The 13,451-nt window shown below is 43.0% G+C and carries 12 protein-coding genes; 8 read left to right on the forward strand and 4 right to left on the reverse strand.

Annotation, left to right across the window (positions count from 1 at the left end; translation table 11 throughout):
- Positions 1-39: 39 nt before the first annotated feature.
- Positions 40-696, reverse strand: a complete 657-nt coding sequence (locus G511_RS0111070; RefSeq protein ID WP_028469670.1) for a 2OG-Fe(II) oxygenase — start codon at positions 694-696, stop codon at positions 40-42.
- A gap of 76 nt (positions 697-772) precedes the next feature.
- On the opposite strand from G511_RS0111070, the gene G511_RS0111075 reads away from it, so the two are divergent.
- A complete protein-coding gene (locus G511_RS0111075; protein WP_156905200.1) occupies positions 773-1,285 on the forward strand; it encodes an NlpC/P60 family protein in 513 nt (170 codons plus the stop codon).
- Between the two features lie 177 nt (positions 1,286-1,462).
- Here G511_RS0111075 and G511_RS23865 read toward each other — a convergent pair whose 3' ends face one another.
- Positions 1,463-1,900 carry a hypothetical protein gene (locus G511_RS23865; RefSeq protein WP_051221910.1) on the reverse strand — a complete coding sequence of 146 codons (438 nt, stop codon included), beginning with the start codon at positions 1,898-1,900 and terminating at the stop codon, positions 1,463-1,465.
- A 290-nt stretch (positions 1,901-2,190) separates the two neighbouring features.
- Here G511_RS23865 and G511_RS0111085 point away from each other — a divergent pair, with 290 nt between their 5' ends.
- The 4 genes from G511_RS0111085 (at position 2,191) to G511_RS0111105 (ending at position 5,221) form a co-directional block, all read left to right on the forward strand.
- On the forward strand, positions 2,191-2,493 hold the full coding sequence (locus G511_RS0111085; protein ID WP_028469672.1) for a nickel-binding protein: 303 nt from the start codon (positions 2,191-2,193) through the stop codon (positions 2,491-2,493).
- A gap of 11 nt (positions 2,494-2,504) precedes the next feature.
- Positions 2,505-3,719: a cytochrome-c peroxidase gene (locus tag G511_RS22660; protein WP_051221912.1), complete on the forward strand. Its 1,215-nt coding sequence runs from the start codon at positions 2,505-2,507 to the stop codon at positions 3,717-3,719.
- A gap of 101 nt (positions 3,720-3,820) precedes the next feature.
- Positions 3,821-4,483, forward strand: a complete 663-nt coding sequence (locus G511_RS0111095; RefSeq protein WP_051221914.1) for a Crp/Fnr family transcriptional regulator — start codon at positions 3,821-3,823, stop codon at positions 4,481-4,483.
- Positions 4,484-4,621: 138 nt separating this feature from the next.
- A complete protein-coding gene (locus G511_RS0111105) occupies positions 4,622-5,221 on the forward strand; it encodes a class I SAM-dependent DNA methyltransferase (protein ID WP_028469674.1) in 600 nt (199 codons plus the stop codon).
- Positions 5,222-5,288: 67 nt separating this feature from the next.
- Here the strand turns inward: G511_RS0111105 and G511_RS0111110 are convergent, their stop codons facing one another.
- Together G511_RS0111110 and G511_RS0111115 are read right to left on the reverse strand one after the other, a co-directional pair.
- Complete coding sequence (locus G511_RS0111110) at positions 5,289-6,638, reverse strand: DUF1329 domain-containing protein (protein WP_028469675.1); 1,350 nt, start codon at positions 6,636-6,638, stop codon at positions 5,289-5,291.
- Between the two features lie 28 nt (positions 6,639-6,666).
- Complete coding sequence (locus G511_RS0111115) at positions 6,667-8,460, reverse strand: DUF1302 domain-containing protein (protein ID WP_245573958.1); 1,794 nt, start codon at positions 8,458-8,460, stop codon at positions 6,667-6,669.
- Between the two features lie 327 nt (positions 8,461-8,787).
- Here G511_RS0111115 and G511_RS0111120 point away from each other — a divergent pair, with 327 nt between their 5' ends.
- The 3 genes from G511_RS0111120 to G511_RS0111130 form a co-directional block, all read left to right on the forward strand.
- Positions 8,788-9,849, forward strand: a complete 1,062-nt coding sequence (locus G511_RS0111120) for an AraC family transcriptional regulator (RefSeq protein ID WP_036551874.1) — start codon at positions 8,788-8,790, stop codon at positions 9,847-9,849.
- Positions 9,850-10,055: 206 nt separating this feature from the next.
- Positions 10,056-11,831 (forward strand): acyl-CoA dehydrogenase family protein, encoded by a 1,776-nt coding sequence (locus G511_RS0111125; RefSeq protein WP_028469678.1) that lies wholly within the window; start codon positions 10,056-10,058, stop codon positions 11,829-11,831.
- A 13-nt stretch (positions 11,832-11,844) separates the two neighbouring features.
- Positions 11,845-13,451 (forward strand): electron transfer flavoprotein-ubiquinone oxidoreductase (locus tag G511_RS0111130; protein WP_036551876.1); only part of this gene is annotated, 1,607 nt, incomplete at its 3' end.

Genomic DNA, 13,451 nt, shown 5'->3' on the forward strand with positions numbered 1-13,451 from the left:
CTTAATAATAAGGCTGCAAATTGAAATGTGCCAGTTAATTTAGTGTGCAGGATCAACTCGGCTTAGCGAAGAGTTATTAACCCTGAACCACCCAGCGATACTATAACGATCTTTGTTTGCTGGTTTGACTTCATGCGGGAATTCATCACTTAAAAATACGACTAACGTGCCGGCTTCAGGTTTAACCTGGAGTGAAAGATCATTCTTAGTATCATAAATAACTAAGTCGCCACCTTGCTCTTTTTTCCAGTTTTCATTGAGGTAAAAAACAGTTGTTAATACTCGATTAGTTTGTCCTTTAAAGGCATCGAGATGCTTTTTATAAAATGCCCCACTGGGGTAGTGTGCAAAACTTGCTTCATAGTCAAAGAGCCCCATGAAGAGCCTTTTATTCATGGCTTCACGAAGTGCTTCCATCTCTATCAAATAAGCAGATTCGACAGGATTTGATGTTGTGAGCCAGAGAATACTATCGGTTCTTATGATGTTATTTAGTTGATGCTGGTCATCTCGCCCCACACCCGCTGGCTTAAATTGTGCGGCCTGTTCGGTAGCAGCAATTAATAAATTATTCACTAATTTAGAGGGTAAGGCATTTTCTAATATGATATAGCCATGTTGAGAAAGCGCTATCGCGATGAGATCTAGCGTTTCTTCTGTTAATGTAGAGCTATACTGAACGGGTGAAGTATTCAAGAATGCCAATTTCCATATTAATCGTATTAGATAGATTTAAGAGTAATTGAATTAATTACACAGTGGTTAGTGATAAATGATGCAATTCTTAAAATTAAATATTCAGCCTTTACTTAGAAAGGGCACCGCTCTTAGTTACTTAGTGGTGCTCGCTATTCTTTCAGGGTGTGCAGGGCAACGTTACCAGCAGGCAGAAACAGCATATGCACCTATTAAAAGCCAGTTGCAAGCGCATTACTCCAGGTGGAATGGAACACCTTATAAATATGGCGGGAATTCTAGAAGGGGTATTGATTGTTCCGCTTTTGTTGCAATGACGTATAAAGATGTATTTGATCTTTATTTGCCTCGTACAACCAGAGCGCAGGCTGTTGTTGGGGAGACGATTCCACAGAGTTCAGCTCGTCCCGGCGATTTAGTGTTATTTAAAACGGGCCTTTTTGATAGGCATGTTGGCATATACCTAGGTAATCAGTACTTTATGCATGCCTCTGCCAGTAAAGGTGTGATCCAATCAAGGTTGGATAATCCATATTGGAATGCTAAATATTGGAAAACAGTTAGGCCATCAAATTTATTACGAAACTAATAGTTGTGTAAAAAATAACCAGATTTTTGCGAAGGTGTAATGCCTCGCCTTGATGAACATACTCAGAGGTTATCCACAGTTTCTTGTAACGTTTATGCATAGAAAATGTCGATAAGTGTAAAGCTAAGAGGGTCGTTAATGCTTGACCCTCGGAATATACAGAAAAGAAGCTGATTATTAGCTGCTAGATGATTTCTTAGTGTCTTTTTTAGTCGTGCTTTTCTTATCTTTCTTAGGTGACTTCTTCACTACTTTTTTCTCAGACTTTTTAATCTTCTTTTTTGCTGCGTTTTTAGATTCTTTCTTACTCGGCAAAGCGGCCTTGTTTTTTACCGAATCAGACTTAGATTTTTTAACGACACTTGATGATGCTTTCTTAGTCGTTTTTTGTGCTGAGTCTTTCAAAGAAGATTTTGGTTTGGCACGGCAGTGACTTTTTACATTAGCTCCATCAGAGCGTTTATATCCAGATACCCAGTAACACGAACTATTCTGATTACAGGCTGTGTTTGGTTGTCCCTTACAGGCTGATGCCGCAAATGCCTGAGATCCTGTCAAAAGGGCAAAAGTGACGATGAGTGTGCGAATGAAGTACTGGAGAGTGAGTGTAGGCATGTTGTTTTTCCTATTAAAGTGATGTGTTTGCGAGTTCCTTCCGCAGAAACATTAAAATCTAAGCTAAATGAACCTCAGTTGAATTAGTTGAACCTCTAGCCTGTGATTAGGCTAAAGAAGTGAGAGCTTCCTATTACTGCATTGATGCAAAATTATCTATATCAGCTCTTTAATATGTTAGCTGATAATAAAAAGTTAGGTGGTTATTTTTCTATCTGTAGCATTTGTTACAGAGAGGGTGGCTCGCCTGTAATAGCATTCAAATACCAATTATTACAGGGGAAACTCAGATGAAAAAAATGAAGCTTTTTGTGGATACTCATGATGTTAAAAACAACACTTTTCCAGAAGGAATTTCAACACAAGAGTTTGCTGATTTTTATACTAAATATAAAGAGGTGTGTGCTGAGGAAGCGGTCGTACCGCTACAGATCTTTGCTGGATTCAAATTAGGAAGAGCATTTTGTCTGACGCTTGCAGAGAATAGTGAGGCCGTTGAGCGAGCTCACAATCGTCTCGGTTTACCTTTTGACGATATTACGGAGGTAAAGTCGGTTACACCCGGTGATCTGTTCTTCGCTAACCTCGCTTAAAGGTTACTAAAATGAGAAATAACCTTCAGGTAAGAAACCTAAAAGAACCTGAGCAAGGTCCAGAGAAAGAAAAAAAGTGGATTATTACTATTTGTTTAATCTTTTTGGTTCTTTTTTTAGGCATTAAAGTTTTGGTTGCGGCTTTTCTGAATGCGGTTCCTGAAGGTTTTTTTTCACTGAAAGCGTCTATAGCACCCGTTAGAACAAACAGTAATACACCTGAGTTAACGCTATCGCCAAAGGTTGTTGAAAACAAAAACTATCACTGGCTTGCATTGCCTTCTGTTGCTCCCGCTCCTGTTGATAACCCTACAACGGCTGAAAAAGTTCGATTAGGAAAAATGCTGTTCTTTGATAAAAATTTATCCGCTGACCGCTCTTTAGCATGTGAGTCTTGCCATAAACTTTATGAGTTTGCAGGGGCGGATGGGAAGCCTGTTGCAACGGGCATCAATAAGCAGCAGGGCAGCAGGAACTCGCCAACCGTTTGGAATACGGCCTTTCAACGACGTTTGTTTTGGGATGGTAGAGCTCAGTCATTGGAGGAGCAGTCATTACAGCCTTTCACTAATCCAGTAGAGATGGGCATGGCTTCTCTTGAGCAGGTTGTTTTAAGGGTTCAAGAGCAACCTAAATATTTAGCGGCATTTAAGAGAGCATTTGCTGAAGAGCATGATATTACAATAGAAAAAATAGCTCAGGCCATTGCGAGTTTTGAGCGCACATTGATAACAAATGACTCGCCTTATGATGATTTTGTTAGAGGAAAAAAGACGGCTTTGTCCCAACAACAACTCAATGGTATGGCATTGTTTGCAAAAACAGGCTGTGTACACTGTCATTTTGGTCCCAATTTCAGCGCTGCGAGTGTGTTTGATTCAGGACTAGCGTTTAGAATATTTCCGGCTAATTCTAGTCGTTTGGTTAAAAAATATGGATTATCTCCCTCGAAAGACCAAAATACAGTATGGCGGGTGCCTTCACTTCGCAATGTCGCATTGACCGGTCCTTGGTTGCACAATGGCTTGATTAAAGAGCTGAGTGAGGTTGTTAGAATTATGGCTCAGGCGCAGCTTGGGCGGTCCCATTCTCGTGCTTTTATTTGGTCGGGAACTACGTTAGATGTGCTTGAAAACCCAGACCTTAGTGATGCGCAAATAGGTGATATAGTTGCTTTCTTAGAATCACTGAGTAGTAAAAAATTGTCTCAAATACGTGGAGAGTAAGCTCACGCTATCGTTTTAATATAGGTTGAGCTATAAAGTCTATTATCGTATTTAATTTTTAGTGGGCCTTAATTTTAAATAAGAACGGTGTTTTGAAACTCATGATCTCTCCCAGCGAGCAGCCTCTTTTATCTGATGTTTTGGGTATATCACCAGCAAACCGAGAGCGTTTGGATAAAGCTTCTCATACGCTTAAGGTTAAAAAAAATACTACACCTATTTGTAAAGGCGATAAGGTATCGGGCGCTTATGTTGTCACTAAAGGTTGCTTGCGAGTGTTTACTTATACACCAAGTGGCAAGGAGTCTACGTTTTATCTGATTAAACCGGGGGAAGCTTGTGTATTTGCGATTAATTGCCTCTTTAACCAGTTATTGTACCCTGCATGGGTAAGTGCTGAAGAAGATACTGAAATCAGCATTGTTCATGGCGCGTTGTTTAAACAGCTATTTCAAACAGAAGCTGCTATTCAGAATTTAACCATTGATGCACTTTCTACTGCAGTGTTTAAATTGATGATAGAAGTTGAGCAACTCCAAGGCTGGAATTTATCGCAGCGCTTAGCAAATTTACTGTTAAATGAAGCTTCAAATGAAAACCTTGTGTCGATGACGCAGCAAGAGATTGCCGCTAGATTGGGATCAACAAGAGAGGTCGTTGCCAGAGTTTTAGCTGAGATGAGTACATTAGGCTGGATATCTACTGGGCGAGGAAAGGTAAGCATTATTCGGGCAGATGTTCTGGCTGCAAGTTTGTCAGAGTAATTGGCTAGCTGATACTTTGGACCGAAGCTTTAATGAAAAGGATGCTTTCATGTTCATGGTTACAGTTAATTTATTAGAGGTAGGTAGTGGTCTGTCTCATTTCGGAGTTGATGTAAATAATAGGCTCGAGAGTCAAATATGAAACCAGCAGATATTGGTAAAGCTTATAATCAAATCACTCACCTGTGGGAAGAGAGTAGTTTCAATAGAAACAACGGTATTGAACAACATGAACGAGCCATTGCATTTGTTAAAAACATGGGCAAAGCGCTAGATGTTGGCTGTGGTTGTACGGGGCGTTTTATTAATCTTCTTATAGGTAAGGGTTTCAGTCCTGAAGGTGTTGATGTTTCTGAAGAAATGATTAATTTGGCCCGCAAACGACACGCTGAAATAACGTTTTATCATGAAGATATTTGTCAATGGGAGTTGCCTCACAAATATGATTTTATCAGTGCTTGGGATAGTATTTGGCACATACCGCTTGAGCAACAAGAAAAGGTACTAACAAAGCTTATTTCCGGTCTTAACACAAACGGAGTATTAATATTTTCTTGTGGGGGTACAGATGATAAAGGAGATCACAAAGATGATTTCATGGGGCCAGAAGTCTATTACTCATCACTAGGTATTAATGGCTTTCTAAAACTGTTTGTTAGCTTGGGATGTACTTGTAGGCATTTTGAATATGACCAATATCCAGAACTACATTCGTACTTTATCCTGCAAAAGTCATGATGAGCTTTAACTAATTAGAAAAATTTAGATATAAAAAGCCCCGATATTATCGGGGCTCAGGTGTTACTTATTTACCGAGTCGGCGTATAGCTTGTGGAGTAAAGTCTTTGTGCTTGAAGCGCTTTGTGAAGTCAAAACCAATGCCTTCTTCATTAGTTAAGCTTCCTGCAAGGTAGCGTCCAGATTGTAAGTCATACAACATTTCAGCGACTGTCCAAGGCACGTTAGCATCTCGGTATTGGAATTCGTGCTCTTCACCGACACGCCAAAGTTCACCGCGGCCATCGTAATGATCAACAATGGCTGCTTGCCAAGTATCTTCATCAATGTAGAACGTGCGTTTTGCGTAAACATGGCGAGCACCTTCTTTTAAGGTAGCTTCAACTTTCCATACTCGATGTAACTCATAACGGGTTAATTCAGAGTTTAGATGTCCGGCCTGTAATATCTGGTTATATTTCAGACCTCTATCAGCCAGCTTGAAGCTGTTGTATGGAATATACAGCTCTTGCTTACCCACTAGATTCCAATCATATCGGTCAGGTGCACCGTTAAACATATCTAGGTTATCGGTGGTGCGCTGTCCATCCGTTGCTGTACCTGGTGCATCATAAGCAATTTGCGGCGCACGTCTTACACGCCGTTGTCCTGCATTATAAGTCCATGCTTGGCGCGGCTGGGTGATTTGGTTCATAGTCTCATGGACCAATAATACATTCCCGGTTAAGCGTGATGGTGCTTCTACTTTTTGCACAAAATAAAAGAGGATGTTGTCATCGCTTTTAGGGTCGTATGGCTCTGAAAGATATGTTGGCCAGGCCATTTTTTCATTGATCTTCACAGCTGTAAACGCGCCATTTGCCTGGACAGGAACCTGTACGAAGGTGCGTTCTAAAGAACCTCCACGAAAGCGTGTCATGTGGTTCCAGATTACCTCCAAACCGTTACTAGGGATGGGAAAAGGGATCGCTTCAGTAGCACCTGAAATACCATTACCTTGCTGAGTTAGTTCGGCATCGGTGGCATTTTTTGTGATGTTGCTATAAATGCTCTGAGGTAGTGCTGCTGAGCGGTGAGTCGGGTACACATTCATTTTGAATGTATTAGGATATTTTGCCAGCATGGCTAGCTGCCCAGGTGATAGTGAGTCTTTATACTTGTTTGCGTTGCTTGCTGTGATGGTAAATAACGGTTTCTCATCAGCGTATGGGTTGGTGTAGCGGTCAGTCGAAGTGCTTAGTCCGCCTGTCCAGGCCGGGATAGTGCCAGCAGCATTACCTGCTTTTTCTGCACCTATGGGTGTTAAATCTTGGCCGAGACGTGCCGCTTCTTGAGAAGAAACGCCAGCTTGCGCAATGCTGCTGATAGAAAGCGCCAGTGCTGATGTGATCAGCAGTGCTTTTGGATGCGATATCATGTGGTTACTCCGTAGTCACGCTGATTTATTAAAAGGATACAGAAGTGCTTAGTGAGATAAAGTCGCGATCTGCTAATTCGTTGTAATCACCACCAAAGAAGTTAGTGTAAGAGATCTGCGCTCTGTAACGCTCCAAGTAGTCGGCTTGTAAGCTCAGGTTTATAGACTTCTGTCCTTCATTAAACGCGGCTCCAGGTTGCGGGCCGTAGCCACTAATTCCGTGCTTAAAACTTACTTGTGGCGTTAGGCTAACACCTGAAATGGCATTCGGGTAACTTAACGATGCACGGGCTACATAGCCGACTGAGTCTTGTGTGACAAAGCCATCATCATCACTTGGCGTATAACCAAATACACCACTACGTCCATATTTTAGAGCGGACGCACTTTCGTCAAAATCATGAATATGTGTCCAGCCAAGTTCCCCAACCAGTGCTAAACGGCTAGCGCCCATGACGTTGTTGACAGTTTTAATGAGGGTTGTTTGCGCTTGTGTAACATCAAAAGCGGTGTAACCTTGGATGTCAGTACCTAATCCTGCACCTAAAACAGGTACAACGGCACCATTAGCCGGGTTTCCTGCTTGGGTGCCTAGGGTCAGCATGGAGGCTACTAGCATGGGGCCATTCAGCTGAATAGGCACGTCACGCTTGTGGCTTATTTCGCCTGACCAAGCTAGTTCACCAACGTTAGTATTCCAACTTACGCCCAGCATTTTTATATCTTCTGGGTATTCGACAAAATATTCAGATGCGAAGGGGTTAGCAGGATTAGGGGTTTTTACACCACTAATAACGGGCAAGCGGCTGTGGTATCTGGCAAAGAATAAGCCAAATTCAGTATCATTTAGATCTTCAGCTAAATAACGTAATGCAAACCCGAACTGCCCTGAATCTTTAGCATCACGTTTACCATCAGCATTACGGTTTACAACCCTTGTGGTGAGGGCGTTGTAATATGTGCTATCGGCAATGCCATTGAGTGCTCCTTGATCTACACGAATACCGTTACAACCCTCTGCTGCAAAGTCGTTTGCAGAGAAATAAGTACCGCAGCCATCTTCAACCGTAGGCTCCCAGCTAATTTGGTAGAACGCCTCTAGGCTTAGGTTGTCGGTTACACCTAAAGATGCAAATGCCATATTAACGGGTAATAAGCCTTCTTTTATTTCAGACCCTGGGCGGCGAAATGCGCTTACATCAAATGGGTTGATGACGTTAATACCACCTTGAATAAAGGTGCTTTCGCCCCAGTTAACTACTTGGCGCCCTAAGCGTACATCAAGTGGCATATTGCCTATGTCGAAGTATCCGTAAACGTAGGCATCTAAAATTTCGGCACCAGAGAACTTAGCAAAATCATTGAAACCATTATCGTCAAGCTGCTCATTAGCTGCATAGCCGTTTTCAGTATGACCGTGACCGCGTCTTCCATCTTCTAGCTCAAAGTCTGACCAATATTTACCTCGTACAAAAGCCCCTACATTCTTATAGCTTAATGAAAGTTCGTGTGAACCTTTGAGGGTTTTTGAGAACGTCTCTCCTTGCTTAAAGTTTTGATTACCATCATCAAAACTTCCCGAACCCAAACCTCTACCACCGTTAGGTTCTGATATTAAGTCGGTATCCGGGTCATTGACACGCCAGCTAGCACCAACCGAAAGTTGGGAGTCAAAACGCCCCTCTACTTCGCCCAGTTGGAATTCAACTCCATAAGCCTGACCTGCAAGGGTAGCTGCTAATAAAGCGGGTAGTATTTTACGGTTTAGTAGTCGGGAGTTCAGCAGAGGGTCTTTTGTCACTCTGGTGGTAATCATTGCCATTTCGTTCACCTTGCATTGTTATTTTTTTAGCAGCGGCTTATATATGCTAAATCTTATATATTAGTATGGATGCATTTTCTGTAAATGCTAATACTAAGTAATTTGAGATAGCCATTTTTTTACATCTTTTACTTATTGAGCTTAAGCGACATTTTTGCAAGTGTTGCTTGTACTAGAATCATCTACACTGTAACTCAGTACGACAATAACAATTCACGCCAGATTAACTGACAAAAGAAGGCATGACTTAAAGTAGCAGTGCTTCTAATATCTTAAAAGAGTGACAAAAACGATAACAATAAGAGACATATTTTTCAGGGAGCTATCATGGAGCGTAAAATAACGGTGCCAAATGGGTATGTGAAGCACCTGCTTGGTCATGCTGAATCACAGGGATATCAAGTCAGTAGCTTGCTTGAACATGTGGGTATTAGCCCTGATGAAATTGAAGATCAGACTGAGTTTCCCGCACAAAAATTTTGGCAACTTTATCAACGTATTATCTGGATTACTCAAGACGAATCCTTTGGCATGATTAGCGGTGGTAAAGTGCCAAACGGAACATTTCGAATGATGTGTCATGCGATTTTACATTGCAAAACATTGGAGCGTGTTATGTGGCGCTGCAGTGATTTTTATGAAATATGTCGAGGCTCTCGAATTAAGCCGGTTTTGTTACGTAGAGGGCGGTATGCAAAAATTTCATTCGCACCCACGCAAGAATTGGACGATACGGAGTTCCAGACATTATTAGAAAAAGAGCCTCCGCATAGTATTCGCACCTCATTATCTGTTTGGCAGCATTTCACTAGCTGGCTTATTGGAACGCGCTTAGAGATAAAGGCCGCCTATTTTACTTTCCCTGAACCAGAAGATGCTGATTATTACCGAACCTTATTTCGTTCAGAGATTCGTTTTAATCAACATGATAACGCGTTGGTTTTTCCTGCTCGCTTTCTGGATTACCCGATTGTTCAAACTGAAGATACCTTAAAGGGTTTTTTGAAAACGGCACCGTTTCAGTTACATGTCATGGTGGATGATGATAAGAGTTTGAAGTCTCAAGTAATGGCTATCATTGGTAAAGATTTTAGTCGGGATTTACCCAGTGCTGATGAGGTAGCTCATGTATTACACATGTCTGTATCTACATTACGCAGGCGACTACTAGAGGAAGGTACCTCTTATCAAAGAATTAAGGATGACTGTCGTAAAGAGGGCGCTATCAACTATATGAACTCACCACAGTTATCTATCAATGATGTGGCGAGCTTAATGGGGTTTGATGAACCTTCTGCTTTTTTTCGCTCTTTTAAGAAGTGGACACATATGACTCCGGGTGAATACCGAAAGAGTGCCGTTTATTGTCATCAATTTGATAAGAAGTAAACAAGGTTGTAAATAACGTATAGCTAAGAGTTTTTGTTAGCTACTATAGGTTTGTTTATATTACCCATATTTATCATGACCAATTTTGTCAAAGTAATAGGCGGTAATTGTCATTGCCGCTTCCCCTGATCTACGTGATCATTTCTGCAATCTAATAGAACAATAATAGCTCTGGTTAAATTAAGCAGGGTGCAGGAGTGATCATTATGAGCGAATACCACTTTCCCCGTCAGGATGCCCAGTTTGTATTGGACCATATTGTTGAGTTTCCTCTGATATGTGATCGCCTCGGGCAAGAAGAGTTAAATTCGGGTTTGAACGACGCTATTCTTGAAGAGGCGGCGCGTTTAGCTAGTGAAGTGTTGGCACCATTAAATAAAATAGGGGACCAAACAGGTGCTCAAATGACTGAGTACGGCGTGCAGGAGGCTGCAGGGTTTAAAGCAGCTTATCGGCAGTTCGTTGATAATGGTTGGCCATCATTGGCGGGGGATCCTGCATATGGTGGTCAGGGACTACCTAAAACATTATCTACAACCGTGATGGAGGTTTGGCAGTCATCTAATATGGCGTTCTCCTTGTGTCCTTTGCTGACACAGGGGGCAGTTGAGGCGGTTAGCGAGCATGCAAGTGATGCCCTTAAAAAGACTTATCTCGAAAAAATGATAAGCGGTGAGTGGACTGCCACCATGAATTTGACCGAGCCTGATGCGGGGTCTGATTTGGCAGCAATTAAAGCAAAAGCAGTACCGCAAGCTGGAAACTATAGGATTTTTGGGCAGAAGATCTTTATTACCTGGGGTGACCATCAAATGACCGATAATGTGGTGCATTTGGTATTAGCGAGGTTACCAGATGCTCCTGCAGGGGTACGTGGTATCTCTTTGTTTATTGTTCCCAAGTTTTTAGTTAACACTGATGGCTCATTAGGTAAGCGTAACGATGTTAAAGCGGTTTCCCTAGAGCACAAGTTGGGTATCCATGCGAGCCCTACGTGCGTAATGAGCTTTGGCGATAATGATGGTGCGGTTGGGTACTTGGTAGGTGAGCCACATACCGGATTAGCCTGTATGTTCACTATGATGAATGATGCACGTCAAGGTGTTGGGCTTCAGGGGTTGGCTGTTTCAGAGCGGGCTTACCAGCATGCTCTGGCATATGCGAAAGAACGCCTACAAGGAACGTTACGCGACGGTAGCCGCCTTGCGATTATCAATCATCCTGATGTGCGCCGTATGCTGATGTTAATGAAATCAGGTACGCAAGCCATGCGCGCACTTACTTATGTTGCTGCATCCCAAGCTGACAATCTCGAGATATTAAAAGCGGCTAACTCGGTTAGTGATGCGGCTATATGTCAGGCACGATTAGACTTATATACACCTATTGTAAAAGGTTGGATAACGGAGCTCGCCCAGGAGCTAACTTCTCTGGGAGTGCAGATTCATGGTGGTATGGGCTTTATTGAAGAAACCGGCGCTGCTCAGCATTTTAGAGATGCTCGTATTTTACCCATCTATGAAGGCACTACCGGTATTCAGGGGTTGGATCTCGTTGGTCGTAAAATTTTAGCAGACAACGGACAATCATTATTCGCGTTGCTGGATGAGATTGGCAGTGAGCTAGCTTCGCTAGAGCTTGGGGAAATATTCGCTCAGGATCTTAGTAATGCTATTGAAGCTGAACAGTCAGTACGAGATGCGGTAGACTGGCTGCTATCTCATAAAGAGGAGGCCCCAGCGATAGGGGTGAACTTGATGATGTCGCTTGGGTATCTGTGTGCTGCTTGGCTCATGTTGCGTAGTGTTGGAAAAGTACAGACACTAAGCGATGATACAGATGTAGATCAAGTATTTTTGGAAAGTAAGCAGGTGAGCGCACGTTTTTATTGTGAACACTTTTTACCGCGTGTGACAATGCACCTGTTAACGATGAAAGCCGGAAGTGCTTCTATGATGGCACTTGATATAGAACAGTTCTGAGGAGAACGCGAAGATGTCAGAACGTGAGTCGATGGAATTTGATGTTGTCATCGTAGGCGCTGGGCCCGCTGGATTATCCGCAGCCTGTCGTTTTATGCAGATGGCAAATGAGCAAGAACAAGAACTCACTGTATGTGTAGTTGAAAAAGGCTCTGAAGTTGGCGCCCATATCCTGTCAGGTGCCGTCGTTGAATCACGCGCTCTGGACGAACTTTTCCCTGATTGGAAAGAGCGTGGCGCCCCACTCAATACAGCCGTTACAGACGATGAGCTGTATCTGTTAAAAGACAACGAAAAAGCCACCAAACTGCCGAATGCTTTTATTCCCAAAACCATGCATAACCACGGCAACTACATTGTGAGCTTGGGTAATCTGACACGCTGGTTAGGTGAGCAAGCAGAACAGTTAGGTGTAGAGATCTTCCCAGGGTTTGCCGCATCGGAAGTCTTGTTTAATGACGATGGCAGCGTGAAAGGGATTGCCACCGGCGATATGGGTGTTGCTGAAGACGGCTCTGAGAAAGATGGCTATATGCCCGGTATGGAGCTGCATGCTAAATACACTTTATTTGCTGAAGGCTGTCGTGGTCATCTGGGCAAACAGCTGTACCAAACGTTTGGTCTGGATAAAGACGCGGATGCACAGCATTATGGTATCGGTATTAAGGAGCTGTGGGATATCGACCCTGCGAAGCATAAACCCGGTCTGGTGCTTCATGGCTCAGGCTGGCCGCTAGAAGGCGGCACCAGCGGTGGTTTCTTCCTTTACCATGCTGAAAACAACCAAGTGGTTGCTGGGTTAATTGTTGATCTTAACTATGCGAACCCCTATGTGAGTCCGTTTGATGAATTCCAGCGCCTTAAGCACCACCCCGTACTAAAACAGTATTTAGAAGGTGGTAAGCGCGTTTCTTACGGTGCGCGAGCAATTGCCAAAGGCGGTTTCAATGCGTTACCCGAGATGACCTTTCCCGGTGGTCTTGTGATTGGCTGTAATGCTGGCACTTTGAACTTTGCCAAGATTAAGGGTACCCATACGGCCATGAAGTCCGGCATGATTGCCGCCGAAAGCGTCTTTGAAGCCCTCAAAGCAGGCTGCACGGGTGGTAAACAGCTCGAAAGCTTCAATACCGCGTTTAAAGCCTCGTGGTTGCACGATGAGTTATATCGCTCACGCAACTTTGGCCCCGCTATGCATAAGTTTGGCCCTTACCTAGGTGGTGCGTTCAACTTTATTGATCAAAATATTTTCGGTGGTAAGTTGCCGATTACACTGCGTGATAATCATGAAGATTATGCACAAATGCGTCCAGCCAAAGAGTTCTCATCTATCGATTACCCTAAACCCGATGGTGTGTTGAGCTTTGATAAACTAACGTCAGTGTTTCTCTCCAATACCAACCATGAAGAGAATCAGACGTGTCACTTAGCACTCAAAGACAGCAGCGTACCGCTAGCGAAGAACCTGCCCTTGTATGGCGAGCCTGCGCAGCGTTATTGCCCAGCCGGCGTTTATGAAGTGGTTGAAGATGAGGCCGGTGAAACCAGTTTCCAGATCAACTCTCAGAACTGCGTGCACTGTAAAACTTGTGATATTAAAGACCCGTCTCAAAATATCAC

This window comes from Neptunomonas japonica DSM 18939, from assembly GCF_000422765.1.
In the GTDB taxonomy this organism is placed as follows: domain Bacteria; phylum Pseudomonadota; class Gammaproteobacteria; order Pseudomonadales; family Balneatricaceae; genus Neptunomonas; species Neptunomonas japonica.